24 protein-coding genes are annotated in these 25,372 nt (G+C 71.7%); 5 read left to right on the top strand and 19 right to left on the bottom strand.

Annotated features, from left to right (window positions below; all coding sequences use genetic code 11):
• Positions 1-72 precede the first annotated feature (72 nt).
• The 5 genes from AB0M63_RS06750 to AB0M63_RS06770 form a co-directional block, all read right to left on the bottom strand.
• Entirely contained in the window at positions 73-1,995 is a 1,923-nt protein-coding gene (locus AB0M63_RS06750; RefSeq protein WP_366018987.1) for an SWIM zinc finger family protein, read from the bottom strand.
• 545 nt (positions 1,996-2,540) lie between these two features.
• A complete protein-coding gene (locus AB0M63_RS06755) occupies positions 2,541-5,375 on the bottom strand; it encodes a DEAD/DEAH box helicase (protein ID WP_366018644.1) in 2,835 nt (944 codons plus the stop codon).
• 98 nt (positions 5,376-5,473) lie between these two features.
• Positions 5,474-6,055 carry a sugar kinase gene (locus AB0M63_RS06760; RefSeq protein ID WP_366018645.1) on the bottom strand — a complete coding sequence of 194 codons (582 nt, stop codon included), beginning with the start codon at positions 6,053-6,055 and terminating at the stop codon, positions 5,474-5,476.
• A complete protein-coding gene (locus AB0M63_RS06765) occupies positions 6,052-7,200 on the bottom strand; it encodes an ROK family glucokinase (RefSeq protein ID WP_355906964.1) in 1,149 nt (382 codons plus the stop codon). Before AB0M63_RS06765 ends, AB0M63_RS06760 begins: the two co-directional genes overlap by 4 nt.
• A 131-nt stretch (positions 7,201-7,331) precedes the next feature.
• Positions 7,332-8,069: a GntR family transcriptional regulator gene (locus AB0M63_RS06770; RefSeq protein WP_355907425.1), complete on the bottom strand. Its 738-nt coding sequence runs from the start codon at positions 8,067-8,069 to the stop codon at positions 7,332-7,334.
• A 129-nt stretch (positions 8,070-8,198) separates the two neighbouring features.
• On the opposite strand from AB0M63_RS06770, the gene AB0M63_RS06775 reads away from it, so the two are divergent.
• Entirely contained in the window at positions 8,199-9,215 is a 1,017-nt protein-coding gene (locus AB0M63_RS06775) for a Gfo/Idh/MocA family oxidoreductase (protein ID WP_366018646.1), read from the top strand.
• Here AB0M63_RS06775 and AB0M63_RS06780 read toward each other — a convergent pair.
• From AB0M63_RS06780 to AB0M63_RS06820, 9 genes are all read right to left on the bottom strand, one after another.
• Positions 9,208-9,708, bottom strand: a complete 501-nt coding sequence (locus AB0M63_RS06780; RefSeq protein WP_366018647.1) for a hypothetical protein — start codon at positions 9,706-9,708, stop codon at positions 9,208-9,210. The two genes, AB0M63_RS06775 and AB0M63_RS06780, sit on opposite strands and share 8 nt — an antisense overlap.
• A 12-nt stretch (positions 9,709-9,720) precedes the next feature.
• The gene (locus AB0M63_RS06785; protein ID WP_355907428.1) at positions 9,721-10,119 is read right to left on the bottom strand and encodes a PaaI family thioesterase; all 399 of its coding nucleotides are present in this window, start codon (positions 10,117-10,119) and stop codon (positions 9,721-9,723) included.
• Between the two features lie 93 nt (positions 10,120-10,212).
• Positions 10,213-11,397 (bottom strand): cytochrome P450, encoded by a 1,185-nt coding sequence (locus tag AB0M63_RS06790; RefSeq protein WP_366018648.1) that lies wholly within the window; start codon positions 11,395-11,397, stop codon positions 10,213-10,215.
• Between the two features lie 65 nt (positions 11,398-11,462).
• A complete protein-coding gene (locus AB0M63_RS06795; RefSeq protein WP_366018649.1) occupies positions 11,463-12,143 on the bottom strand; it encodes a response regulator transcription factor in 681 nt (226 codons plus the stop codon).
• A gap of 65 nt (positions 12,144-12,208) precedes the next feature.
• Positions 12,209-13,462: a histidine kinase gene (locus AB0M63_RS06800; protein WP_366018650.1), complete on the bottom strand. Its 1,254-nt coding sequence runs from the start codon at positions 13,460-13,462 to the stop codon at positions 12,209-12,211.
• Positions 13,463-13,622: 160 nt separating this feature from the next.
• Positions 13,623-14,009 carry a ribonuclease domain-containing protein gene (locus tag AB0M63_RS06805; RefSeq protein WP_355906979.1) on the bottom strand — a complete coding sequence of 129 codons (387 nt, stop codon included), beginning with the start codon at positions 14,007-14,009 and terminating at the stop codon, positions 13,623-13,625.
• Positions 14,010-14,094: 85 nt separating this feature from the next.
• Positions 14,095-15,000 (bottom strand): DMT family transporter, encoded by a 906-nt coding sequence (locus AB0M63_RS06810; protein WP_366018651.1) that lies wholly within the window; start codon positions 14,998-15,000, stop codon positions 14,095-14,097.
• Positions 15,001-15,090: 90 nt separating this feature from the next.
• On the bottom strand, positions 15,091-15,729 hold the full coding sequence (locus AB0M63_RS06815; protein ID WP_366018652.1) for a dihydrofolate reductase family protein: 639 nt from the start codon (positions 15,727-15,729) through the stop codon (positions 15,091-15,093).
• A gap of 92 nt (positions 15,730-15,821) precedes the next feature.
• Positions 15,822-16,637 carry an AIM24 family protein gene (locus AB0M63_RS06820; RefSeq protein ID WP_355906988.1) on the bottom strand — a complete coding sequence of 272 codons (816 nt, stop codon included), beginning with the start codon at positions 16,635-16,637 and terminating at the stop codon, positions 15,822-15,824.
• 101 nt (positions 16,638-16,738) lie between these two features.
• On the opposite strand from AB0M63_RS06820, the gene AB0M63_RS06825 reads away from it, so the two are divergent.
• The gene (locus AB0M63_RS06825; protein ID WP_366018653.1) at positions 16,739-17,485 is read left to right on the top strand and encodes an SDR family oxidoreductase; all 747 of its coding nucleotides are present in this window, start codon (positions 16,739-16,741) and stop codon (positions 17,483-17,485) included.
• Between the two features lie 114 nt (positions 17,486-17,599).
• Here AB0M63_RS06825 and alc read toward each other — a convergent pair whose 3' ends face one another.
• Both alc and allB read right to left on the bottom strand, forming a co-directional pair.
• Complete coding sequence (gene alc / locus AB0M63_RS06830; protein ID WP_366018654.1) at positions 17,600-18,730, bottom strand: allantoicase; 1,131 nt, start codon at positions 18,728-18,730, stop codon at positions 17,600-17,602.
• Positions 18,731-18,779: 49 nt separating this feature from the next.
• Positions 18,780-20,117 carry an allantoinase AllB gene (gene allB / locus AB0M63_RS06835; protein ID WP_366018655.1) on the bottom strand — a complete coding sequence of 446 codons (1,338 nt, stop codon included), beginning with the start codon at positions 20,115-20,117 and terminating at the stop codon, positions 18,780-18,782.
• 230 nt (positions 20,118-20,347) lie between these two features.
• On the opposite strand from allB, the gene AB0M63_RS06840 reads away from it, so the two are divergent.
• The gene (locus tag AB0M63_RS06840; protein WP_355907000.1) at positions 20,348-21,142 is read left to right on the top strand and encodes an IclR family transcriptional regulator; all 795 of its coding nucleotides are present in this window, start codon (positions 20,348-20,350) and stop codon (positions 21,140-21,142) included.
• 19 nt (positions 21,143-21,161) lie between these two features.
• Here AB0M63_RS06840 and AB0M63_RS06845 read toward each other — a convergent pair whose 3' ends face one another.
• The gene (locus AB0M63_RS06845; protein WP_355907003.1) at positions 21,162-21,482 is read right to left on the bottom strand and encodes a DUF5955 family protein; all 321 of its coding nucleotides are present in this window, start codon (positions 21,480-21,482) and stop codon (positions 21,162-21,164) included.
• 210 nt (positions 21,483-21,692) lie between these two features.
• On the opposite strand from AB0M63_RS06845, the gene AB0M63_RS06850 reads away from it, so the two are divergent.
• Positions 21,693-22,301 carry a nucleotidyltransferase family protein gene (locus tag AB0M63_RS06850; protein WP_355907006.1) on the top strand — a complete coding sequence of 203 codons (609 nt, stop codon included), beginning with the start codon at positions 21,693-21,695 and terminating at the stop codon, positions 22,299-22,301.
• A gap of 187 nt (positions 22,302-22,488) precedes the next feature.
• On the top strand, positions 22,489-24,111 hold the full coding sequence (aceB, locus tag AB0M63_RS06855; RefSeq protein WP_366018656.1) for a malate synthase A: 1,623 nt from the start codon (positions 22,489-22,491) through the stop codon (positions 24,109-24,111).
• A 16-nt stretch (positions 24,112-24,127) separates the two neighbouring features.
• On the opposite strand, the gene AB0M63_RS06860 is transcribed toward aceB, so the two are convergent.
• Together AB0M63_RS06860 and AB0M63_RS06865 are read right to left on the bottom strand one after the other, a co-directional pair.
• Entirely contained in the window at positions 24,128-24,430 is a 303-nt protein-coding gene (locus AB0M63_RS06860) for a SelT/SelW/SelH family protein (RefSeq protein WP_355907011.1), read from the bottom strand.
• The gene (locus tag AB0M63_RS06865; protein WP_366018657.1) at positions 24,427-25,338 is read right to left on the bottom strand and encodes a HipA family kinase; all 912 of its coding nucleotides are present in this window, start codon (positions 25,336-25,338) and stop codon (positions 24,427-24,429) included. The genes AB0M63_RS06860 and AB0M63_RS06865 overlap by 4 nt, the downstream gene beginning before the upstream one ends.
• Positions 25,339-25,372: the final 34 nt, after the last annotated feature.

Raw genomic sequence — 25,372 nt, forward strand, 5'->3', positions numbered from 1 at the left:
ACATCAGTGGGGAACCCTCACATCGCCTTCACCGGAGACCTTCACCGGAGACCTGGGTGGGTGCCGGGCGGCTCAAAAGTCGCCGGGGGCGCCCAGGCCCGTCAGCGCTCCGACCGGGTCCAGGTCGGGGGTGCCTCTGGGCCACCAGTCGTCGTGGCCCGGTTCCGATTCGTAGGCGTACCACAACCCGTCGCGGCCCAGGCGGAGTTGGACGTGGCCGTGGGGGTGGGTGAGGTGGTTGTGCCAGGGGCGGAAGGCCGGGAGGTCGGCGGCGAGCAGCAGGGGGCGGGCCCGGTCGAAGCGGCCGGCCGGCGGGTCCCAGGGCTCTTCGAGCACCGCGAGCCCCTCGATGCCGCCCTGGCGCCAGGCGGCGACCGCGCGGGCCAGGTCGGCCGGGGCGCGGCCGGTTGCCTTGGCCAGGGATGCGTAGAGGGAGCGGGTGGTGGCGGTCAGTCCGGAGCCGGGGCGGGCCGCGGCGAGCCGTACCGCGTCCTGCCACAGCGTGAGGTCCGCGACCGGGTCCCGGCCGGTGCTGAGCAGCGCGTGCGCGCGGGCGGCGGCGTCGGTGGCCAACTGGTCGAGCGCGAAGGGGTCCGGGCCGCCCGGTGCCGCCGGGTACACGGGAGGCTGCTCGGGGTGCGGGGGCGTGGACAAGGGGTGTGGCAGCGGCGGGAGTCGGCGCGGGGCGAGGGCTTCCGTGGCCCGCACTCCGGGGAGGGGCGCCGGTTCCTGCTCCTGGGCGGCGCGGGCCGCCCGGGCCGCGTTGCGCCGGGACAGGGCGTCGAGCAGCGGGCGTTCGCCCCGGCCGCGCAGCAGGAGCAGGACGAAGGGGTCGGCGTCGAGGAGGCGCGCGGTCTGGTAGCAGAGGGCGGCGGCGTGCTTGCAGGGGTGACCGGAGTCGGGGCAACTGCAATGGGGGGCGAGGTCGCCGGGCCCCGGCAGCAGCGGAACCCCGCTCTCGGCAAGGGACTTGGGCATCTCCTTGTCGAGCAGCGCGGCGATGTGACCGGGCCGGTCGGCGGCGGTGTCCAGGAACCGCTCCCAGTCGGCGTCGTCGAGCGTCCGCAGCCGCACCTGCACGCGGTACGGCCGAGCGCGGCTGCCCTGCACATACGCGAGCACGAGCCCCGGCGTCACGGTGATCGCGTCGACATGCCCCTTCTCCGCGTAACCCCGCCCGCGCGCAAGCCGCTTGGCGTCGAGCGCGCCTTCCTCCAGCGCGGTCACCCAGGCGTTGCCCCACCAGGTCTCGGCGAAGCGGGCGCTCTCCGCAGGCCTGGGCGGGAACGCGGGGAAGGTGCGGCGGAGGTCGCTGTCACGGGACGGGGAGGCCATGGAGGTGAGGGTGGGGGTCGTGGGGGCGGCGGGCGAGTCGGGCTCTGGCGGCTCGTTGCGGTCCGGTGTCCCTACGTCCCGACTCCCCTGCCCCGCCTGGTCGTTGTCACCGGTCAGCACCGCGTCGGCGTCTTCCTCCTCGGGCATCCGGAAGGCACCGGCGAGCACATCCCGCACGGCGCGCGCCCGGACGGCTTCTACACTGCCGGGCTCCTGATCAGGGTTACGGCGGGGTGGCCGGCCCTTGCGCCCAACTCCCCGGTGCCCCGCGTCTGTCGGGGCCTGCCGACTCTCACGCCGAGCCGCCCGCAGTGCCTCGCGCGCGACATCGGCGGGGCGGGTGGCCGGCCGGTCGCCGGCGGAGGGAGCGGGATCGCTCTGTTCCGAGGGGGCGGTGTGGGTGCCCTCGGCGTCGGCCGCAGTGTCCTGGGAGGCGGTTGGGGGCGCGCCCCTGGCGGAGCCCTCAGGCACCGCATCCGATTCCGACGGCCCGGCCCCACGCCGAACAGGCAGCGCGCCCCGCAACGCGGCACGGGCCGCATCACCGGGTCGGGGTACGGATGGAGAGGGGGCGGCCGGCGGGAGTGATGTGACGGGGCTGGCCTCAGGACCGTTCCGCGGGGGCACTTCTGCCGCCGCTTGGTCAGGTTCGGTCGGCATCGCCGCCCGAACCTTCGACTTCTCGGTACCCGCCGAGCCGCCCGCGTGCTTCTCCGGCACCCGCTCCCGACGCTCACGCGCGGCCCGCAGGGCTTGGCGCGCCAAGTCGGCGGGGCGAGCGGGCCGTTCCTCGGCCGATCCGCTCCCCTCCCCTGCCGCCTGCGTCCGCTGCGGCTCCTTTTCGTCTACCTCAGCCCCGGCAACCCGCTGCGGTTCGGCTTCGCCTGTTTCAGACCCCGAGTCCTGCTCGGAGTCTGCTTCGCTCATCACAGCTCCTGCAGCGGCGTCTGTCTCGCCTTCACTGGGCCCGAATCCCGCGTCAAGCTCGGGCCGTGCTGCCCCCACCTCTACACCCGCAACCGACTCCGGCCCGTCTTCACCCGTCCCAAGTCGCGCAACCGACCCTCGCTCTGGCTCGACCTCACCAGCCTCGAAGCCCTCGCCCCGCCCCGCTCCAGACCCGCCCACCCCAGCAACCTCACCGAATCGCGCAACCCGCCCCCCGCCGACCCCAATCCCATCCACCCCGCCCCGCTCCACCCCCATCACGACGTCCTCCGCAACGACACCAGGTCCGCCAGCTCCCGGTCCGTCAGTTCCGTCAGGGACGACTCGCCGGAGCCGAGGATCGCGTCGGCCAACGCCCGCTTGGATTCCAGCATGTCCGCGATGCGGTCCTCGACCGTGCCCTCGGTGATGAGGCGGTGGACCTGTACCGGCTGGGTCTGGCCGATGCGGTAGGCGCGGTCGGTGGCCTGTTCCTCGACTGCCGGGTTCCACCAGCGGTCGAAGTGGACGACGTGGCCCGCGCGGGTGAGGTTCAGGCCGGTGCCCGCCGCCTTCAGGGACAGGACCAGGACCGGGGTCGCGCCGCTCTGGAAGCGGTCGACCATGCGCTCCCGCTCCGGTACCGGTGTGCCGCCGTGGAGCAGGTCGACCGGGACCGCGCGCGCCGAGAGGTGGGCGGTGATGAGGCGGGCCATGCCGACGTACTGGGTGAAGACGATCGCGGAGCCGTCCTCGGACAGCAGCGTGTCCAACAGCTCGTCCAGCAGGGCGAGTTTGCCGGAGCGGGCGGCGAGGCGGTCTCCGACGGCCTGTGCCGCCGTGTGCTCCTCCTTGAGGTACAGCGCGGGGTGGTCGCAGATCTGTTTGAGGGAGGTGAGGAGCTTGAGGACCAGGCCTCGACGGGCGATGCCCTCCGTGGTCTCGATGGCGAGCATCGACTCCCGGACGACCGCCTCGTAGAGCGAGGCCTGTTCGCGGGTGAGCGGGACCGGGTGGTCGGTCTCTGTCTTCGGTGGCAACTCGGGGACGATGCCCGGGTCGGACTTCTTGCGGCGCAGGAGGAACGGGCGGACCAGGCGGGCGAGTCGGGTCACCGCCTCCTCGTCCTCGCCGTTCTCCACCGCGCGCGCGTGCCGGGCGCGGAAGGACTTCAGGGGGCCGAGGAGTCCGGGGGTCGTCCAGTCCAACAGGGCCCAGAGTTCGGAGAGGTTGTTCTCGACCGGGGTGCCGGTGAGGGCCACACGCGCGGGGGACGGGATGGTGCGCAGTGCCTTCGCCGTCGCCGAGTACGGGTTCTTGACGTGCTGGGCCTCGTCCGCGACAACCATGCCCCATGGTTGCTGCGCGAGGGTCGCCGCCGCCGAGCGCATCGTGCCGTATGTCGTCAGGACGAAGCCGCCACTCAGGTCCTGCAACGTGCGGTCCGGGCCGTGGAAGCGGCGGACGGGGACTCCGGGGGCGAAACGGGTGATCTCCCGCTGCCAGTTGCCGAGGAGCGAGGCGGGGCAGATCACCAGGGTGGGGTCGCGGTGTGCCCGGCGCAGATGGAGGGCGATGAGGGTGATCGTCTTGCCGAGGCCCATGTCGTCGGCGAGGCAGCCGCCCAGGCCGAGGGAGGTCATCAGGTCGAGCCAGGCCAGGCCCCGGAGTTGGTAGTCCCGGAGGGTGGCGTCCAGGCCGGGTGGTGGTTCGGCGGGGTGGATGCCGGCCGTCAAGCGGTCGCGCAGGGTGGCCAGCGCGCCGACCGGGACCGCTTCCACCCGCTCGCCGTCGACCTCCGCCGTGCCTGTGAGCGCGACGGACAGCGCGTCGACCGGGTCGAGCAGGCCCAGTTCGCGTTTGCGGGCCTTGCGGACGAGGGCCGGGTCGACCAGGACCCACTGGTCCCGCAGTCGTACGACCGGGCGGTGGGCCTCGGCCAGGGTGTCCATCTCGGCCTCGGTGAGCGGGTCGCCGCCGAGTGCCAACTGCCAGCGGAACTGGAGGAGTTCCTCGCTCTCGAAGAAGCCCGTGCCGTCGGTGGCCGAGCCCGGCGCCGAGCGGACCACGGCGGACGCCGTCAGGTCCTGTGCCAGGTCCCGGGGCCAGTGGACGGCGACCCCGGCCGCCGCGAGCCGGGTGGCCGCCATCCCGAGCAGATCGCCCAACTCCTCCTCGGACAGGGCGAGTACGTCGGGCACGTCCTGTCCGGTGAGGCGGTCCAGCGGGGGCCAGACGCGGGCGGCCCGGCGTACGGCCAGCGCGGCGTCCACGCGGGCGCGCGGGCCGAAGGCGGTGTCCGCCGTGCCCGCCCACAGGGCCGCCGCGTCGACCACGAGGGTCGGGTCGGCGAGGCTGTGCACCTGGACGATCGCCGCGCCCGCGCTGCGCACCGCTCCGCCGTCGTCGAACAGGTCGTAGGCCGACAGGTCCAGGCGGAGCGAGATCCGCACGCCCGCGTCCATACCGGCGGCGACCTCCGCGGCCCAGTCCTGGGCGTCACGCAAACGCTGCGGCGGGCGGGCCGCGAAGGGCATCCCGGAGGTGTAGGGCGCGGCCGGGGTGCGGGGCAGGGTGTCCGCGACCGCGTCCAGGAAGGACCGCATGAGCGCCTCGGGCTCGGGCAGCCGGAGCGGGCCGGGGCCGGGCAGCGGGACGGCGTGGCCCTCGTACGGAAGGGCCGCTGCGACCGCGCGTACGTGGGCGATGTCCTCCGGCTCCAGGGGGCCGGCGCGCCAGGCGTCGTGGCCCGTCGCGGTGAGGCCGGGGAGCAGTCGCCCGCGGGCGGCGAGCCGCAGCGCGTGCAGGGCGGCGGCGCCCCAGCAGGCCGTGGCGGGGTGGGCGGCGGGGTCACGGCGGGCGCGCACGAGCAGGGGCAGCGCCGCTTCGATCGGCATGGTCAGCGCGGGGGTGGCCCTACGGCGGACTCCTGCGCCCTGTCGTCGTACGACGGTCAACTCGGCCTGTTCCACGCCCTCTTCGGCTTCGGGGAGTGCGCGCTCGCCGTCGGGGTCCCAGAAGGCCACGCGACCCTCGCGGGGGACAACGGGGGACGGCAGGAAGACCGCGGCCAGTCGGACGGAGATCTGCTCCGTCAATGCCGTGTCGGTCATACGTCCTGTCACCTCCCGCCCGTCAGTCGTGTCAGCTGTCTTCGACTCTACGGGCGGGGTCTGACAATCGGCCCCGGCGACCGGCCGGGGCCGCCCTGCTAGGGAACCGTGCGGGAGACGACGTAGACCATGGGGAGCTTCGGGTCGGACAGGTTCACCACGATGTCCTGGGTGGGGGCCGGGTCCTTCTGCTTGTTGACGACGCCCCACCAGGGGCCGGGGCCGGTGAACTTCCAGCCGGTGATCTTCTGGTCGCGGTCGCTGATGGTGATGTCGTTCTTCTTCAGCGTGTCCCGGTCGACGTTTATCCCGGCGAGGAAGGTGTCGAGGCCGGCGTCGGTGGTCTCGAACTGGACGTAGAGGCGGCTGGTCTTCCAGTTGTTGGTCTCGTAGAAGGCGACCTTCTCCGCGGGGTGCGGAACCGGTACCTGGTAGAGGCGCCGTTGCACCTTGGAGGGCCAGCCCTCGGTGAGGCCGGTCGCCGAGTACTTGTCCTCCTTGTCCTTGCCGCTGTTGCGGCTCTGGTTGGCGGAGATCACCAAGTAGCCGGCCGGTACGCCGATGAGCAGCACGATGATGAGCAGGGTGAGCGCCCGGCGGCGGGCCTTGTGGCGGGGGTCCTCGGGTGGTCGGGGCGGCTCGTCGCGGGGGGCGGCCTGGCGGGGCAGCGATGCGGTCATGCGGTGTCCTGGCTGCCGCGCCGGAATTCCGCGAACCGCTCGTAGCGCTCGTACCGCTCGACCCGGCGGCGCTTGGCGCGGCGGAAGCGGCGGGCGACCAGGCGGGCGAGGTCGGCGGCGCCGACCATGCCGGCCTCGGGGCCGAGCTGGGCGCGCACTATGCGGGCCTCGGGGCGGTAGCCGCGGCCCGTGAGCTGGCGCTTGAAGGCGTCCCGCGCGGGGCCGATCAGCAGATCGTCGGCGGCCGAGACACCGCCGCCGATCACGAAGCAGGACGGGTCGAGGGCGGCGGCGAGGTTGGCGATGCCGACGCCGAGCCACTGGCCGATGTCCTGGAGCAGCTCGATGCACATGGCGTCGCCGTCGCGGGCCAGCTCGGTGATCATCGGGCCTGTGATGTCGGCGATGTTGCCCTTGACGTGCTCGATGATCCCGTACGCCACCGGGGAGTCGGCGGCGGCCAGCTCGCGAGCCTCCCTGACCAGCGCGTTGCCGGAGCTGTACTGCTCCCAGCAGCCGCGGTTGCCGCACGGGCAGCGGTGACCGCCGGGCACGACCTGCATATGACCGAACTCGCCGGCGACGCCGTACTTGCCGCGCTTGACCTGGCCGTCCTCCAGGATCGCGCCGCCGATGCCGGTGCCGAGCGTGATCATGACGAGGTGGTCCTCGCCGCGGCCGGCGCCGAAGCGCCACTCGGCCCAGGCGGCGGAATTGGCGTCGTTGTCGACCAGGACGGGCACGGCGAGGCGGCCGGCGAGGCGGTCGCGCAGGGGCTCGTTCCGCCAGGACAGGTGGGGCGCGAACAGGACGCGGTTGCGCTCGGCGTCGACCCAGCCGGCCGCGCCGATGCCGACCGCGTGCACGTCGTGCCGGTCGGACAGGTCCAGGACCAGTTCGACGATGGTGTCCTCGACGACCTTGGGGCTCTTGGACTTGTCCGGGGTCTCCGTGCGGAGCTTCTCCAGGATGTTGCCGTCGGCGTCCACGACGCCCGCCATGACCTTGGTCCCGCCGATGTCGATGCCGACCGTGGGCACACGGGGTGCCGTCAGGTGCGAGCGGCGCTCCCGGGTGCCGACGGTGCGGAGCGCGGGAGCGCGGCGGGAGCCTATGGGGGCGCTGAAATTGCCGTAGGTGCTCATCAGCCCCGATTCTGCCTCACCGTCGGGACGGGTGCCGTACGGGGGAGGACAGGGCCCCGCACTTCGTTGCGGCACCGCGCGGTCCTATTGTCCTGACATTACGACTGATGCGGCCTGTCAAACCCCCGCACTCAGGGACGTACCAGTAGCTGGAACTCGAACGAGTAGCGGGTCGGCCGGTAGGTGTGGCTGCCGAACTCGACCGCGCGGCCCGTGTCGTCGAACGTGGTGCGCTGCATCGTGAGCAGCGGGGCCCCCTCGGACTCGGCGAGCCGCTCCGCCTCCTCCGCGGTGGCGCCGCGGGCGCCGATGGACTGGCGGGCGCTGTGCAGGGTGATCCCGGCGGTGCGCATCATCCGGTACAGACCGGTGGCCTCCAGTTGCGCGGTGTCCAGGTCGAGCAGTCCGAGCGGCAGGTGGTTGCTCAGGTACGCCATCGGCTCGCCGTGCGCGAGACGGAGTCGGTCGACCCGGTGCACGTCGCTGCCCTCGGCCACGCCGAGTGCCGCCGCCACCTCGGCGGACGCCGGGACGACGGTATTGACGAGGACCTTCGTGGCGGGGCGCTGACCGGCCGCCTCCAGGTCGTCGAAGAGGCTGCTGAGTTCCAGCGGGCGTTTGACCTGGCTGTGCACGACCTGGGTGCCGACGCCCCGGCGGCGCACCAGGAGGCCCTTGTCGACCAGGGATTGGATGGCCTGGCGGACCGTGGGCCGGGACAGGCCGAGCCGCGCGGCCAGCTCGATCTCGTTGCCCAGCAGGCTGCCCGGGGTGAGCGAGCCGTGCTCGATCGCGGCCTCCAACTGCTGGGACAGTTGGAAGTACAACGGCACCGGGCTGCTCCGGTCCACGCTGAGTTCGAGCGGCACTCTCGGGTCCACATCTGGTTTCGGCACGGGCCGAGCGTAGCTCTGTGAATGGTTGACGGGAAGTGATGTAGTTCGATTGTCCGGACATACGCATTGACAGCGTGCCTGGTCGGCCCTCAGTTTGTTCCCATGCGCATCGGAGTCATCGGTACGGGCCGCATCGGGACCATCCATGCCAGGACCCTCAGCCGTCATCGCGAGGTCGGTTCGCTGATCCTCACGGACGTGGACCCGGCACGGGCCCAGGAGCTGGCCAACCGGCTGGGCGAAACGGCGGCACCGAGCACGGAGGAGATCTTCAAGTGGGGCGTGGACGCCGTGGTGATCACTACGGCGACCTCGGCGCACGCCGAATTAATCGGCAGGGCGGCGCGATCCGGCCTCCCGGTGTTCTGCGAGAAGCCCATCGCGCTTGATCTGCCGGGTTCCCTGCAGGCGATCGCCGAGGTCGAGACGGCGGGAACGATCCTTCAGATGGGGTTCCAGCGCCGGTTCGACAAGGGCTACACCGGCGCCCGGGAGGCGGTGCGCTCGGGCCGGCTGGGACGGCTGCACACCGTGCGGGCGATGACCTCCGACCAGTCGCCGCCCCCGGCCGCCTATCTGCCGATCTCCGGCGGCCTGTACCGGGACACCCTGATCCACGACTTCGACATGCTGCGCTGGGTGACCGGCCGCGAGGTCGTCGACGTGTACGCGGCCGGGTCGGACGCCGGGCCCGCGATGTTCCGCGAGGCCGGTGACGTCGACACCGCCGCGGCCGTCCTCACACTGGACGACGGCACACTCGCCACGGCGACGGCGACACGCTTGAACGGGGCGGGCTACGACGTCCGCATGGAGCTGGCCGGAGAACTCGACCAGGTCGTGGTCGGCCTGGACGACCGCACCCCGATCGCGTCCACCGAGCCCACCGGGCCGCCGGCCGCGACCAAGCCGTGGACCGGCTTCCTGGAGCGCTTCGCGCCCGCCTACGAGGCCGAGCTGATCGCCTTCGTCGAGGTCGTGGTCGGCCAGCGCACCAACCCGTGCGACGGCCGCGAGGCCGTCCAGGCACTGCGGATCGCCGAGGCGTGCGACGTGTCCCGGCGCGAGCGAAGACCGGTCCGGCTCGGCGAGATCGCGGGCGGGTACGCCCTCAGTTGAGCAGCCGTACCGCCGGGGTGGTCACGTCCCTGGCGATCACCGACTCGCAGTGCGCGCACCGGAGTTCGCCGGGCCGCAGGAGGTTGGTCTGCACACTGTGCTTGCCCGCCTCCGTCCCCTCGGGGCAGTAGGAGCCGAGGTGCAGTCGCACCCAGGGGTGGCTGGTCGGGGCCATGGCGGGACGGTCGTGGCGGACATCCTGGAAGGGCGCCCACCAGAAGTCGACCAGGGCACGCAGGGCCAGCCGCTCCGCGCCCTCGGTCGTGTCGTACGCGGTGATCCGGCCGGCCGTGAAGTGGCTCGGGAAACCGCTGCGGCTGCCGGAGCACCGGGCCCGTTCGGCCCCGCACTCGTAGATCTGGGTGCGGCCGGTCCGCTCGCAGACGAAGCAGTCGACGCTGAACTCCAGTCGTGGACTCCAGTGCAGCTTGTGCGAGTTGTCGCCGGTCGTCCGTCCGGTCAGCTCCGCGGTGATCTCGGCGGTGCGCAGCATCTACGGCTCTCCTCAGGGGGTTCGGACCGGCAGCACCGTGCCCTGGGCGACCGCGCACAGCGTCTCCGTGCCGTCGTCGGCGACCGCGAGGACGTCGCAGCGGACCACGGCCTGGCGGCGGCCCGCGTGGACGACCTCGGCGCGGGCGCGCAGGGTGCGGCCGGTGGCCGGACGGACGTACTGGACGGTGAGGCCCCCGGTGAGGACCGCCGGACCGAGGACCGCGCCGCCGGCGAAGGTGAGCGCGTTGTCGGCGGCGTAGGCGAGGACTCCGCCGTGCACGAAGCCGTTCTGCTGGTGGAGGTCCTCCCTGATGTCGATCTCCAGCGTGGCGGCACCGTCCCCGAAGGCACTCAGCCGCGCGCCGAGCAGCCTGCTGAAGGGCTGGCTCTCCAGGGCCTTGCGGGCCATGTCCAGGTCGAACTCGACGGGTGCGGTCACGACGGCGCGCCTCCAGCGGCTGCTACGGCTTTCACGGCGCTACGGCCGTGCGGTGCGGCCGTTCTACCAGCGCACCGGCAGTGCGCGCATCCCGCGCATCAGCATGCCCGGGAGCCAGTCACCGGGCGGGCCGTCCAGGGCGAGGCCGGGGGCGCGCTCCAGCAGGGTGCGGATCGCCGTGCGTGCTTCGAGGCGGGCCAAGGGGGCGCCGAGGCAGTAGTGGATGCCGTGGCCGAAGGCGAGGTGGCCGCGTGCGTCGCGGCGGATGTCGAAGCGGTCCGGGGCGGGGAAGCGGTCCCCGTCGCGGTCGGCGGCGGTCAGGCCGACCATGACCGGGTCGCCCTTCCCGATGGAGGTGCCGGCGATGTCCAGGGGTTCGGCGGCGAAACGGAACGTGCCGTTCTCCACCGGGCCCTCGTAGCGCAGCATCTCCTCGATCGCGCCGTCCAGGAGGGTCATGTCGGCGCGCAGGGCGGCGAGTTGACCGGGGTGGGTGAGCAGGGCGTGGATGCCGCTGGTGAGGAGGTTGACGGTCGTCTCGTGGCCGGCGATGAGCAGGATGAAGGCCATGCCCCGCAGTTCCTGCGGGGAGAGCCGGTCGCCGTCCTCGGCGGTGGTGCGGATCAGGTCGCTGAGGAGGTCCCCGCTCGGGCCGGCGCGGCGCTTGTCCTCGATCAGGTCGCCGAGATACTCGGCGAGCCGTACGAACGCGTCGTGCTCGCTGCCCGAACTGGTGGGCGCGACCGCCTCCGTGGACAGCTTCCGGAACTCCGCGCGGTCGATCTCGGGGACGCCGAGCAGCTCGCAGATCACGGTGATGGGCAGCGGGTAGGAGAGCGAGTCGACGAGGTCCGCGCGGCCGAGCGGCAGCATCGCGTCGAGCAGTTCGTCGGTGATCTGCTGGACGCGCGGGCGCAGTTCCTCGACCCGGCGCATGGTGAACGCACGGGTGACGAGCCCGCGCAGGCGGGTGTGGTGCGGTGGGTCGACGGTCAGCAGGTGCCTGCCGATCAGCTCCTCGTCGAGGAACGTCATCCCGATCCTGCTGCCGTCCTTGGCCAGTCGCGGGTCGGTCAGCGCCGCGCGGGCCTCCTCGTACCCGACGATCAGCCAGGTCACGTGGTGCTCGTCCGGCTCCGGCAGCCGCACTCGGTGCACCGGGCCCGACTTCCGCAGCATGGCGTACACCTGATGCGGGTCCCGCCTGAACTCCTCGCCGTACTCCCCCAGATCGATCACGTCGGTCATGCCTGCCCCCTCCCGGACGATCCCCCGAGATCTCCCAGTGCAGTGAGAACGCCCGGCACCGACCGCTAGTGCCCGCTTCCCCCGTCCTCTTCGAGCAGGCCCGCGTCGTACGCCAACAGGGCGATCTGCACGCGGTTGTTGAGGCCGAGCTTGGCCAGGATGCGCGAGACGTGGGTCTTGACGGTGGCGACGCTCATGAAGAGGCCGGCGGCGATCTCGGCGTTGGCGAGGCCCTGTCCCACGGCGACGGCGACCTCGCGTTCGCGGTCGCCCAGGGCGGCGATGCGCTCACGCGCGCGTGCCCGACGGGTGTCGGTGGCGGTGCCGGCGGCGTGCTCCATCAACTGGCGGGTGACCGCGGGTGACAGGACGGGATCGCCGGCCGCGACCCGGCGTACCGCGTCGAGGATCTCGGCGGGCGGGGTGTCCTTGAGGACGAAACCGGCGGCGCCCGCGCGCAGGGCCCGCAGCACCTGTTCGTCGGCGTGGAAGGTGGTGAGGACGATGATCTGCGGCGCGTCGCCGCGCGTGCGGAGCCGTTCGGTCGCGGTCAGTCCGTCCACCGACGGCATCCGGATGTCCATGAGGACGACGTCCGGGTGGACCCGGTCGACGAGTTCCTCGACCTCACCGCCGTCGGCGGCCTCACCGACGATCTCGATGTCGGCGGCGCCACCCATCATGAAGGACAGCCCGGCCCGCACCAGCGGGTCGTCGTCGACGAGGAGCAGTCTGATCGCAGTCATGGGGTTACGTAACCACGGTCGCCCCCTTGTCCGGAAAGGGAGTTACCGTTGAAGCCGCGCGGCCCTCACCCCCACGGCAGCCACGCCCGCACCCGGAACCCCCCGCCCTGCGGGCCGTGCTCCAGGCGGCCGCCCGCCAGTGTCGCCCGCTCGGTCAGGCCGATCAATCCCTGGCCGGAGCCGGGGACATGGGGGACCTCGCCCTCCGGGGGCGGGTTGTGCACGGCGATGACGAGGCCGTCGCCCGGGGTGCCGGTGACCGTCACCGTGACCTCCGTGCCGGGGGCGTGTTTGCGGGCGTTGGTGAGGGCCTCCTGGGCGATGCGGTAGGCGGTGCGGCCGATCGAGGCGGGGACCGCGGCCCGGTCGGTGACCCGGTTGTCGAGGGTGACCTTCATGCCGGCCTCGCGGGACTCGGTGACCAGCGCGTCCAGGGCGCCGAGGGTGGGCTGCGGGCGGCCAGTGTCGTCGGGCTCGCCCGCGCGCAGCACGCCGATGATCTCCCGCAGGTCCTGGAGCGCCTCGTGGGCGCTCTCCCGGATGACGCCGGCGGCCCGCGCGACCTCCTCCTGGGGCGCGTCCGGGCGGAACTCCAGCGCGCCCGCGTGCACGCTCAGCAGGGTCAGCCGATGCGCCAGTACGTCGTGCATCTCGCGGGCGATGGCCTCGCGGGCCAGCCGCTGGGCCTGTTCGGCGCGCAGCTCGGCCTCCGTCTCGGCGCGCCGGGCGCGGTCGCGCAGGCTCAGCATGAGCTGCCGCTTGGACCGGACGAACATGCCCCAGCCGATGACGGTGAGGGTGAGCAGCTCGGTGAAGACGACCGCGCCGGCGTACGGCAGATCGGGGTCCGGGCGCAGCCAGAAGACGAACGGGGCCAGTACGAGCTGGATGCCGCCGATCCAGGCGACGTAGCGGAAGGGTCGGTGCACCGCGAGGGTGAAGACGGCGACCATGGCGGCGCCACCGGCCGTGTTCGACACGAGGCCGACGGGGATCATCGCGACGGCCAGTCCGACCGGCCAGCGCCGGCGCACCCACACCGCGCCGCAGGCGAGGACCCCGAACAACTGGTCAATGACGGCGAGGGAGTGCGAGGTCCCGGTGTCGTTCCTGAGGGTCTGCGCGGCCGCCAGCCCGATGAGCACGGCCAGCAGGAAGCAGCAGACGTCGACGACCCAGTCGCGTGCGGTACGACGGGGCCGTCCGCGGCGTTCGACGTCGGGATCCAGTTGGTCGGCCACGGCGGACGGCAGCAGCCAGCGGCGCCCCGCGAACGCCGGCGGTACCTGCGCGGTCCTGTCATCGGTCACGGTCGACAAATCTATGCGGCGCCGGGCCCAGGCACCGCATCGCGACGGGGATCGGCGACCAAAGTCGCGCGGTCGCAGACTTTCGGCGGACATGCCTCGCCCCGCGGCCAGGGAACGTGGGGGGAGCCGCGGGGCGAGGGGCGAGCGGTGGTGCAGCCGGTCGGTCGGCTCAGCAGCCGAAGTTGATCAGGTTGAAGGTGACGTAGTGGTCGGAGGTGTAGTAGTCCTCCTGGGTCTTCTCACCGGTGACGATGCGACGCGCTCCGCGCGTGGACGCACCGGGGGTGATGACCGTGTACTCGTGGTAGTAGCCGGACGCCTGGCTGGGCAGGACGCCTTCCTGGTTCCGGAAGACGACGCCGTCCTGCGAGTACGGGAAGGGGCCGTCCGACGCGATCAGGTCGAGCGTGTCGTAGGCCTGGGACGGCAGCTTGGTGTAGCAGATGCTGCCGACAGCGGCGTCCGCCGTGGTGGCGGAGACGGTGCCGCCCACGAGCAGGGCGGACAGGAGAGCGGCTGCGGTGCCGATTCGAGTGGCGCGTGGGGGGAATCTCATGGCCCCATGATGACGCGCGTAGATAGTGGCATGTCAATGACAACCGCGGAGATTTTCCCGTCAAGTCCGATGAGTTTTCCGGGAGTTAACGTGCGGCCCCGCGTCCCCACGCCGTCCCCACAAGGACGAGTACGCCGCCCGCCAGCCCGAACGCGCCGAGCCGCTCGCCGCCGAGCGCGATACCGGCCGCGGCGGCCCACAGAGGCTCGGTGCCGAGCAGCAGGCTGACCCGGGAGGGAGAGGTCCGGCGTACGGCCCACATCTGGACGAAGAACGCGAACAGGGTGCAGAACACCGACAGGAACAGCAGCCCGGCCCACTCGCGCACCCCGAAGTTCGCGGCCGTCGCCCACGGCGTGGTGTCGGCGCCGGCCGACAGCAGCGCGAACACCGCTACGGCGGCGCCGAGTTGGACGGTGGTCAGGGACAGCGCGTCGGCGCCCCGGACGGACTTCACCCGGGACATGGTCAGGACGTGCAGGGTCCGGGCGAGGGCCGCGAGCAGCATCAGCAGGTCGCCGAGGGATGGGCGGGTGAAGCCGGCGCCCTGGGTCAGGAGCAGCACGCCGACCACGGAGAGCGCGGCGGCTCCGAGGAAGGCGCGGGAGGGCCGGGTGCGGGTCACGGCGGCCTCGGCGAGCGGGGTGAGGATCATGGTGAGGCTGATGATGAGGCCCGCGTTGGTCGCCGAGGTGTGGACGACGCCGTACGTCTCCAGGAGGAAGATCCCGGCGAGGATCAGCCCGAGCAGGCCCGCACCGCGCCACTGGGCTCCGGTCAGGGCGCGCAGCGAGCGGTGGCCCACGACCGCGAGGACGGGCAGCACGAGGGCGAAGCGCAGCACGAGGACGGCGAGGACCGTGCGGGTGGTGGTGATGTCCTTGGCGGCGAGATAGCTGGCCCCCCAGACCACTGCGACCAGCAGGACGGGCAGGTCGGTCTGCCAGGTGCGGCGGGGCGCGACGGCGCGCGGTACGGCGATCGAGGACATGCGGGCGGCTCTCCCGGTCTCCAACAAAGGGGTGGAGACAGCGGCGGCTCCCACGCGGACGATCACCGTACCGGCGCGGCCCCGCGCCGACTAGGCGTTTTCGGCGCCCGCGTCCTCGTCCGCGTACGAGCCGTACTGCGGGCTGCCCGCCAGGTCGTACGACTGGATGGAGACGCCGGTGCTGGTGATGCGCCCGTCCGTGCGGCGGAAGGCCATGGGGGCGGTGCCCTCGGGGAACAGGCGCAGGCCGCTGCCGAGCACGACCGGGAAGGTCACCAGGTGGATCGTGTCGAGGAGGCCGAGCGTGAGGAGGGACCGCACCAGGGCGCCGCTGCCGTGCACCTGGAGTTCGCCCTCGGTGCGCTCCTTGAGGTGGGTGACCTCCTTGGCGAGGTCGCCGCGGAGGACGGTGGTGCCGGCCCAGGAGGGGTCGGTGAGGGTGGCCGAGGGGACGTACTTCGGCAGGGCGTTGAGCTTGGACGCGATCGGGTCGGCGGGGTCGGTCTTGAGCGGCCAGTACGAGGCGAAGATGTCGTACGTACGGCGGCCGAGCAGATAGGCGCCGGAGCGGTCGAAGACCTCGACCACGAACCGGCCGAAGTCCTCGTCGCCGTACACGAAGCTCCAGCCGCCGTGCTGGAAGCCGCCGCGCCGGTCCTCTTCCGGCCCGCCGGGGGCCTGGTAGACGCCGTCGAGGGTGACGAAGATGGTGGAGACGAGCTTGCCCATGTCGGGTGCCTGCTTCCTGGTGCGGGGGCCGATGATGTCATCAGCTCAGACCCCTCGGGCCCCCGCAACTCATCGGTCGGCGCTACGGCGGCTCATCCCGCGTGGGTCGAGAACAGGCCGCCGGTCGGGCCCTGTTTGTCGCCTCCCTGGGCCTTCTTCAGGGCATTGGCCAGGCTCTCGATGGTGAGGGACTGGAGGATGACCCTGCCGTTGCCCTCCAGGGTGGCCAGGGAGAGGCCCTCGCCGCCGAACACGGCGTTCATCAGGCCCTGGCGGTTGAGGCCGCCGATGCGCTGGACGCCGTACTGGATGCCCTCCTCGAAGGCGACGACGCAGCCGGTGTCGACCTCGATGCGGCCGCCGAAGTCGGCCGGGTTCAGATCGATGAAGTTGCCCGCGCCGGCGATGATCACCGTGCCGTGCCCGGTGAACTTCTCCAGGACGAAGCCCTCGCCGCCGCTCATGCCGGTGCGGCCGCCCTGGAAGGCGATGCCGAACTGGACGCTGGACTCGGCGGCGACGAAGGCGTCCTTCTCCGCGAACCACGCGCGCGTGCCGTCCAGCTCCAGGGCGCGCATCTCACCGGGGAGCACGCCCGCGAAGCCGACAGTGCCCTCGCCGCCCTGGGAGGTGAAGTACTGGAAGGCCAGCGACTCGCCGGCGAGCATGCGCTGACCGGCCTGCATGGCCGTGCCCATGGCCTGACGGAGCATGCCACCCATGCCTCCGGCGCCTGAGCCGCCCTGCTGCTGGCCGCCGCTCGACGGCCCGCTCAGGCGGGTTTCCATGGTCACGTTCGTCGTCTTGAACAGGAACTTTCCGGCTTCGCAGTACACGGTCTGGCCGGGGTTCAGGTTGACGACCGCCATCTGCATGGCGTTGCCGACGATTTCTTGCTGAAGAGTCACGACAGTGAGAACGCCGGAGGACGCGGAATCAGTTCCGACCGCGGGACGTCGGTGTCCGTTCACCGCCAGCACCCGGGGGCGCCGACCGCTGAGATGGGCCCATGACAACGACCTACGGAACTCTGAACGGCAAGGTCGCCCTGGTCACCGGCGGCAGTCGCGGCATCGGTGCGGCCACGGCGCTAAGGCTGGCACGGGACGGTGCGGACGTGGCCGTCACCTACCTGGACGGCAAGGAGGCGGCGGTGGACGTCGTAGGACAGATGGAGGCATTGGGGCGGCGGGCGGTCGCCCTGCGCGCGGACTCCGCAGACGTGGCCGAGGCGGCGGGGGCGGTGGACCGCGCGGCGGAGGCGCTGGGCGGGTTCGACGTACTCGTGAACAACGTGGGAGTGGGTGTCCTCGGTCCGCTGGACGGGCTGTCCCTCACCGACGTGGAACGGGTCCTGGACGTCAACGTCCGTGGAGTGTTCCTGACCTCGCAGGCGGCTGCCGCGCGGATGACGTCCGGGGGCCGCATCATCACGATCGGCACCTGCATGACCCAGCGGGTGCCCGGGCCCGGCGGGACGTTGTACGCGACGAGCAAGGCGGCGCTGATCGGCTTGACCAAGGCGCTCGCCCGCGAGCTGGGCGGGCGCGGCATCACGGCCAACATCGTGCATCCCGGGCCGACGGACACCGACATGAACCCTGCGGACGGGCCATTCGCGGCCGGTCAGGCGGCGATGACGGCACTGGGGCGGTTCGGGACGGCGGACGAAGTGGCGTCGATGGTCGCGTATCTGGCGGGGGCGGAGTACGTCACTGGGGCGGAGTTCGCGGTGGACGGCGGACACGCGGCGTAGGCCTCCGGCTTCGGCTCTGCAGGGGCCTTGTCCTCAAACGCCGGACGGGCTGGATGATGCCCGTCCGGCGATCCAGAGGCGTGGGAGAGGCCAATGCCCAGAGGGGCATCGGTTTCAGCCGCCCAGTTCCTGGTGCCGGGCCGCGAGTGCCGAGGCCCCCTGTTCCGTCAGGGAGCCGAACAGTCGCAGCCGGGAGATGCCGCCGTCGGGATAGATGTCCACGCGTGCGTGCGTGCCGATCGCGGGGGCCGGGAGGACGAAGCGGTGGTTCGTGTCGGGCTGGAGACGGGTGCGTGGGAGGAGTTCGGTCCAGTCGCCGGTCTCGCCGTCCCGTACGGACACCGATGCCCAGCCCGCGCTGTTGCCCTTCAGGTATGCCGTGTCGATCTCCACGGCGCGGATCTCGGCCTGCGCGGCCAGGCGGTAGCTGATCCAGTCGTTGCCCTGGTCGCGGCGGCGGCGGGTCTCCCAGCCGTCGTCCATCTTGCGGGACCGGCCGGGCTGGATGGTGTTGGTGGCGGGCGAGTAGAAGAGGTTGGAGGCGTCCTCGGCCCGGCCGCCGTTCTCCAGGGCGACGACGTCGAAGGTGCCCAGGGCCGCCAGCCAGTGGGGGTCGGGGACGACCTCGCCGTACACGCGCAGGCGCGCGATGCCGCCGTCGGGGTGCTGGTTGACGCGGAGGTGGGTGAAGCGCTGTTCGACGGCGATGGGGAAACCGTTCGCCGCGTGGCCGCCGACCGGCGTGCGCGGGACCAGGGTCGTCCACTTGACGTCGTCGGACAGCAGGTCCTCGGGGGACGGGGAGCCGGGCACCGCGACGGCCTCGACCGACACCGCCTGCGGGTAGTTGCCGCGGAAGTGGGCCGTGTCGACGACGATGCCCCGGATGACGCCGGGGGCGCCGAGCCGGACCAGTGCCCAGTCGTGGTCCTCGGCCGTCGGCCAGGGGTGCTCGGCCGAGGCACCGCGGCGGCGACAGGTCTCCCAGCCGTCCATGATCTTGCCCTTGTGGCCGAAGTGCTCGGGGTCGAACTCGGCGGGCCCGGGCACCAGGAGGTTCTCGCGCTGGGCGAAGAACTCGTCGTTGGCGGCGATGACACCGGCGCCGAGCTGCCGGTCGGCGAGATTGGCGTACTGGGTGAAGGGGAAGTCGGCCGTGCGGTAGTCCGCGTACGGGTCACCGCCTCCATAGGGGTTCGCGTCGCCGGTGAAACGAGCCAAAGGAAATCGATCCTGCGCCGTCACTACGTTCTGCCTTTCGGGAGTGGGCCGCTGCGGGTACGGAGGGGGCGGATCAGGCGGTACGGACCAGGAGTTGTCCCTTCGGGTCGGTGAACTCGCCGTCCAGCACGATGCGTTCGCCGCGCAGCCAGGTCGACTTCACGACACCGCTGAGGGTCTTTCCGGCGTACGCCGTGACGCGGTTGCGGTGCTGGAGGGCGGCCGGGTCCACGGTGAACGTCTCGTCGGGCGCGAGGACGGCGAAGTCGGCGTCGCGGCCCGCCTCGATGGCGCCCTTGTGGTCAAGTCCCGCCAGCGCGGCGGTTCTTGACGACATCCAGCGGACGACGTCCTCAAGGCCGTGGCCCCGCTCGCGGGCCTGTGTCCACACCGCCGCGAGGCTCAGCTGGAGGCCGGAGATGCCGCCCCACGCGGTGGCGAAGTCGGCGGTCTTGAGGTCGGCCGTGGACGGCGAGTGGTCGGTGACGACGCAGTCGATGGTGCCGTCGGCCAGGGCCTGCCACAGGAGGTCCTGGTTGGCGGACTCACGGATGGGCGGGCAGCACTTGAACTCGCTTGCGCCGTCCGGGACTTCCTCGGCCGTGAGGGTGAGGTAGTGAGGGCAGGTCTCGACGGTGATGCGGACGCCCTCGGCCTTGGCGGCGGCGATCAGCGGCAGCGCGTCGGAGGAGGACAGGTGCAGGACGTGCACGCGCGCGTCGAGCCGCTTGGCCTGTGCGATGAGCCCCGCGATGGCGGTGTCCTCGGCGTCGCGCGGCCGGCTGGCGAGGAAGTCGGCGTACTTGGGGCCGCCCTGCTGCGGGGCCGCTTCGAGGTGGTGCGGGTCCTCGGCGTGCACGATGAGCAGGCCGCCGAACCCGGCGATCTCGGCCAGGGAACGGGCGAGTTGGTCCTGGTCGAGGTGCGGGAACTCGTCCACACCGGACGGGGACAGGAACGCCTTGAAGCCGAAGACCCCGGCGTCGTGCAGCGGGCGCAGGTCCTTGACGTTGTCGGGCAGGGCGCCGCCCCAGAAGCCGACGTCGATGTGGGCCTTCGCCGCGGCGACCTCCTGCTTCGTACGGAGGTTGTCGACCGTGGTGGTCGGCGGGAGGGAGTTGAGCGGCATGTCGATCAGGGTGGTGATGCCGCCGGCCGCAGCCGCGCGGGTGGCGGTCCAGAAGCCCTCCCAGTGCGTGCGGCCGGGGTCGTTCACATGCACATGGGTGTCGACCAGGCCGGGCAGCAGGACGTCGTCGCCGAAGTCCTCGAACCGTGCTCCGGGCGGCACTTGGGCGTCGTACGGGAGGACGGCCGTGATCTTCCCGCCGGCGACCGCGACCGTCGCGGCGCGGGTCCCCTCGGGGGTGATGACACGCGTGGAACGCACCACCAGTTCAGCGTCGGACACCCGAACCCCTTCTCTACGGAATTCAACGTTCTGTTGAAGGAGTCTTCACTCCCGCCCCCGCACCGTCAAGGGCACACTTCTCCACGATGCACCCGACGCACACACTCTGGACGTTTCCACAAAGCGGAATTAGAATTCCGGCAAGCAGAACGTAGCTACGCACAGGCAGGGAGTCAACCGGTCCCCGGGTAGGCTTCAGCCCTTCCCGCCCGTGCCGAAAGGAACGCGCCGTGCCGCCGTCCAGCGTCAGCACCACCGACTCCACCAAGTCCGCCACGGGTGGCGTGCAGTCACTTGAGCGCGCCTTCGACCTGCTGGAGCGGATGGCCGACGCGGGTGGCGAGGTCGGCCTGAGCGAGCTGTCCGCGAGCAGCGGCCTGCCGCTGCCCACCATCCACCGTCTGATGCGCACCCTCGTGGCCTGCGGTTACGTCCGCCAGCAGGCCAACCGCCGGTACGCGCTGGGCCCGCGGCTGATCCGCCTGGGCGAGTCCGCGTCCCGGCTGCTCGGCACCTGGGCCCGCCCCTATCTGGCCCGGCTGGTCGAGGAGACCGGCGAGACCGCGAACATGGCGCTGCTCGACGGCGACGAGATCGTGTACGTGGCACAGGTGCCGTCCAAGCACTCGATGCGCATGTTCACCGAGGTCGGCCGACGCGTGCTCCCGCACTCCACCGGTGTCGGCAAGGCCCTGCTGGCCAACACCCCGGACAACGAGGTGCGGGCCCTGCTCGCCCGCACCGGCATGCCCGCCGCGACCGAGAAGACGATCACCACGCCCGAGGGTTTCCTCGCGGCGCTGGAGGACGTGCGCCGCCTCGGCTACGCGATCGACGACAACGAGCAGGAGATCGGCGTGCGCTGCCTCGCCGTCTCCGTGCCCGACTCCCCCACCGCCGCCGCGATCTCGATCTCGGGCCCGGCGGGCCGGGTCACCGAGTCGGCGACCGACAAGATCGTGCCGGTGCTGCAGCAGGTGGCCGGCGAACTGTCGGAGGCACTGGCCAGCCAGAACCCGGCGTGAGCGCACTGCGGTTGCTGAACTAGCCCTGCCCGCCGCGCGGTTGGCCGAACAGGTCCACTGCGGCGCGGACCTCGGTCAGCCCGCGGGAGAGTGCGCTCACCGAGCCGATCGCGCCCGCGATCAGGAGCAGGGAGCGGCGCAGTCGGGGAATCTCCGGGCAGCCGCTGAGGGCCATCGCGGCCAGTGCCGCGAGTTCGTCCTCGGCGATGACACGGTCCGGGAACTCGGCCGGATGCGCGGCCAGTTCGCGGCGCAGGCGGGACACCGCGGTCCGCAGTTCCGCCACCCTCGGGTCCTCGTCACTGCTGGTCACCGGCCTCTGCCCCAAGCTCCGCAACACAGCTCTCCCCCCTCGCACGTCGTCGTGCGCAAGAACTTTGTGATCCCGCCGCGCACCCCGCGACACTGGTCGGGCACCGAGGGACGCGGGCCAGTAAACGCCACCCGGTGCGGGGTGCGCCACCGAACGGACCGAAATTAAGTCTGAGGATTCGGTGCGGTCGCCGCCGGGTCGGGTATGCGGGCCGGTCGGGTCAGGTATGCAGGACGTATGACGCGAAACGAGGACGTCGAAAACACGGTCGCCGGGCTGCTGCTCGCCGCCGGGGGCGGCCGGCGGCTCGGCGGGCGGCCCAAGGCGCTGCTGGAGCACCGGGGGCGGCCCCTCGTGGAGCACGCGGTCGGGGTCCTGCGCGCGGCCGGCCTCACCCGCGTCCATGTGGTCCTGGGAGCGCGGGCCGACGCCGTACGGGAGCGGGCGGAGCTGACCGGCTGTGTGGTCGTCGAAAACCCGGAGTGGGAGCAGGGCATGGGGTCCTCGCTGCGGGCCGGGCTCGACTCGCTGGCCGGCACGGGGGCGCGGGCGGCGCTCGTGTCGCTCGTCGACCAGCCCGGCATCGGCGCGGAGGCGGTGGCGCGGGTGCTCGCCGGGTACCGGTCGACGGAGTCGCTGGTCTCGGCCGCCTACGACGGGGTACGCGGCCATCCGGTGCTCTTCGGGGCCGCGCACTGGGCCGGGATCGCCGAGAGCGCGACCGGGGACCGGGGGGCGCGTGCCTACCTCAAGGCGCACGCGGACGCGGTCGCGCTCGTCGAGTGCGGGGATGCGGCCAAGCCGTACGACATCGACACTGAGGCGGACCTCGTCCACCTTGAGTGACCGGGGTGGCACTGCGCGCCACTTTGGCTCGATCCGGAGAATCTCGACGTCAACAAACCATTGAACTTCCACAATGAGGAAACTAGTATCCACTGTTCAGAAGCGCCCGACGGCCCCGCGGGTGCTCCCAGCCCTACCCGGGTCACCTGGCACCCGGTGCCACGCTCGCTGAAGGAAGTGACAGTTCATGTCCGCACCAGCGCCGTCCTCGCCGGTCGTCGTCGACGCCGAACCCCTGTCCCGGCAGGAGGAGGTCCTCACGGAGGAGGCCCTCGCCTTCGTGGCCGAACTGCACCGCCGGTTCACGCCCCGCCGGGCCGGACTCCTCGCCCGCCGGGCCGAGCGCCGCGCGGAGATCGCCCGTACCTCCACCCTCGACTTCCTCCCGGAGACCGCCGCGATCCGCGCGGACGACTCCTGGAAGGTGGCCCCCTCCCCCGCCGCCCTGAACGACCGGCGGGTCGAGATCACCGGCCCCACCGACCGCAAGATGACGATCAACGCCCTCAACTCGGGTGCGAAGATCTGGCTCGCGGATTTCGAGGACGCTTCGGCGCCGACGTGGGAGAACGTCGTCACGGGCCAGCTCAATCTGATCGACGCCTACTCCCGCCGCATCGACTTCACCGACCCGGGCTCCGGCAAGTCGTACGCCCTGAAGGCCGAGGACGAGCTGGCGACCGTCGTGATGCGGCCGCGCGGCTGGCATCTGAACGAGCGTCACCTCCTGGTGGACGGTGAGCAAGTACCCGGCGCCTTCGTCGACTTCGGGCTGTACTTCTTCCACAACGCGCGGCGGCTGCTCGACCTCGGCAAGGGCCCGTACTTCTACCTCCCGAAGACCGAGTCGCATCTCGAAGCCCGCCTGTGGAACGACGTGTTCGTCTTCGCGCAGGACTACGTCGGCATCCCGCAGGGCACCGTCCGCGCGACCGTGCTGATCGAGACGATCACCGCCGCGTACGAGATGGAGGAGATCCTCTACGAACTCCGCGACCACGCCTCGGGGTTGAACGCGGGCCGCTGGGACTACCTGTTCTCCATCGTGAAGAACTTCCGTGACGGCGGGCCCAGGTTCGTCCTCCCGGACCGCAACGCGGTGACGATGACAGCCCCGTTCATGCGGGCGTACACCGAACTCCTCGTCCGCACCTGCCACAAGCGCGGGGCGCACGCGATCGGCGGCATGGCCGCCTTCATCCCATCCCGCCGTGACGAGGAGGTCAACAAGGTCGCCTTCGAGAAGGTCAAGGCGGACAAGGACCGTGAGGCGGGCGACGGTTTCGACGGCTCGTGGGTGGCCCACCCGGACCTGGTGCCGATCGCCATGGCCTCCTTCGACGCGGTGCTCGGCGAGAAGCCGAACCAGAAGGACCGGCTGCGCGAGGACGTCGACGTCAAGGCCGCCGATCTGATCGCCGTGGACTCGCTGCACGCGAAGCCGACGTACCCGGGTCTCGTCAACGCCGTTCAGGTGGGCATCCGTTACATCGAGGCATGGCTGCGCGGACTCGGCGCGGTCGCCATCTTCAACCTGATGGAGGACGCGGCCACCGCCGAGATCTCGCGGTCGCAGATCTGGCAGTGGATCAACGCAGGTGTCGAGTTCGAGAACGGCGAGAAGGCCACGCCTGAGTTGGCGCGCAGGATCGCCGCCGAGGAACTGGCCGACATCCGCGCGGAGATCGGTGCGGACGCCTTCGCCACGGGCCACTGGCAGCAGGCCCACGACCTGCTCCTGGAGGTCGCACTCGACGACGACTACGCGGACTTCCTGACGCTGCCCGCCTACGAGCAGCTCAGGGGCTGAGAAGCGGCGGTAAGGCTCATCTCTCCGAGTGGCCCAGGGACTTGTCCGGGGCCACTCGGTCGCGTATGAGCTGCTTCACGGCCGTGGGCTCCGGGAAGCCCTGTTCGCGGCGGTCCCAGACCACCTCGTCGTTGACGCTGACGACGAAGACGCCGCCGGTGCCGGGCTTCAGGGACAGTTCCGTCAGCTCGGTCTCGAAGGTGGTGAGGAGTTCCTGCGCCAGCCAGGCCGCGCGCGGCAGCCAGCGGCACTGGGTGCAGTACTCGATCTGTACGCGGTTCTCCGTGGGTATAGCGGGGACAGCGGGGACTTCTGTCATCCGAGGTGCACCGACCAATCCTGTTCGGCCGCCGGTCTGCCGTGCAGGTCGGGGACCCGCTTGAGCCAACTCGGGCGGCCCTGTTGTGTCTTCGCCGCGCGCCGGGCCTCCTCGGCGGCGAGTTCCTCCCTGCTAGGGAAGTCGGTGGGCAGCCAGGCCGCGGAGGCCCGCACGCGTGCGTGGAGGTAGGCGACGTACGCCTCCCGGACGGCGTCGGGGGTCGCGAGGCCCGGCTCGCCGACCAGCCAGGCGTCCGGCACCTCGGCGGCGATGCCGCGCAGGAGTTCCTCGGTCACCCGGGGGGCCAGTTCGGCATCGGCGGCGTGGGTGTCCGGGGTGTAGCGGCCGAGGGCGTGATGGCGGAAGTCGTAGGACTTGGCGGGGTCCGAGCCGTCCCAGCGGTGGTGGAAGACGAGGGCGGCGCCGTGGTCGATGAGCCACAGGCGCGGGGGTGCGATGCCGAGGGTGGGCCAGATCATCAGGTTGGAGCTGTGGATCGTCCGGTCGACGTTCACGGTCAGCGCGTCGAGCCAGATGATCTTCCCGGCCTCCAGCGGGTCGACCGTGCAGCGCGCGGCGACCTCCGGGGTGAAGTCCCGGGCGCCCGGCAGATAGTCCATGCCGAGGTTCAGGCCCGCGCTCGCGCTGTGCAGGTCCCTTACCTCCTGGTGGGGCTCCGCGTCGGCGATCTCCGGGTCGAAGTGCACCAGCACCAGCTCGGGGAAGCGCAGTCCGAGGGCGCGGGCCAGTTCCCCGACGATCACCTCGGCGACCAGCGCCTTGCGGCCCTGCGCGGAGCCGGTGAACTTCACCACGTACGTGCCGAGGTCGTCGGCCTCGACGACGCCGGGAACGGAACCGCCCGACCTCAGGGGCTCCACGTAGCGGGTGGCCGTGACCTCTCTCATGCCGTGAGCATAGTGATCGGGCGTGCCGGGCGCG

The organism is Streptomyces sp. NPDC051576 (genome assembly GCF_040681835.1).
Lineage (GTDB): Bacteria > Actinomycetota > Actinomycetes > Streptomycetales > Streptomycetaceae > Streptomyces.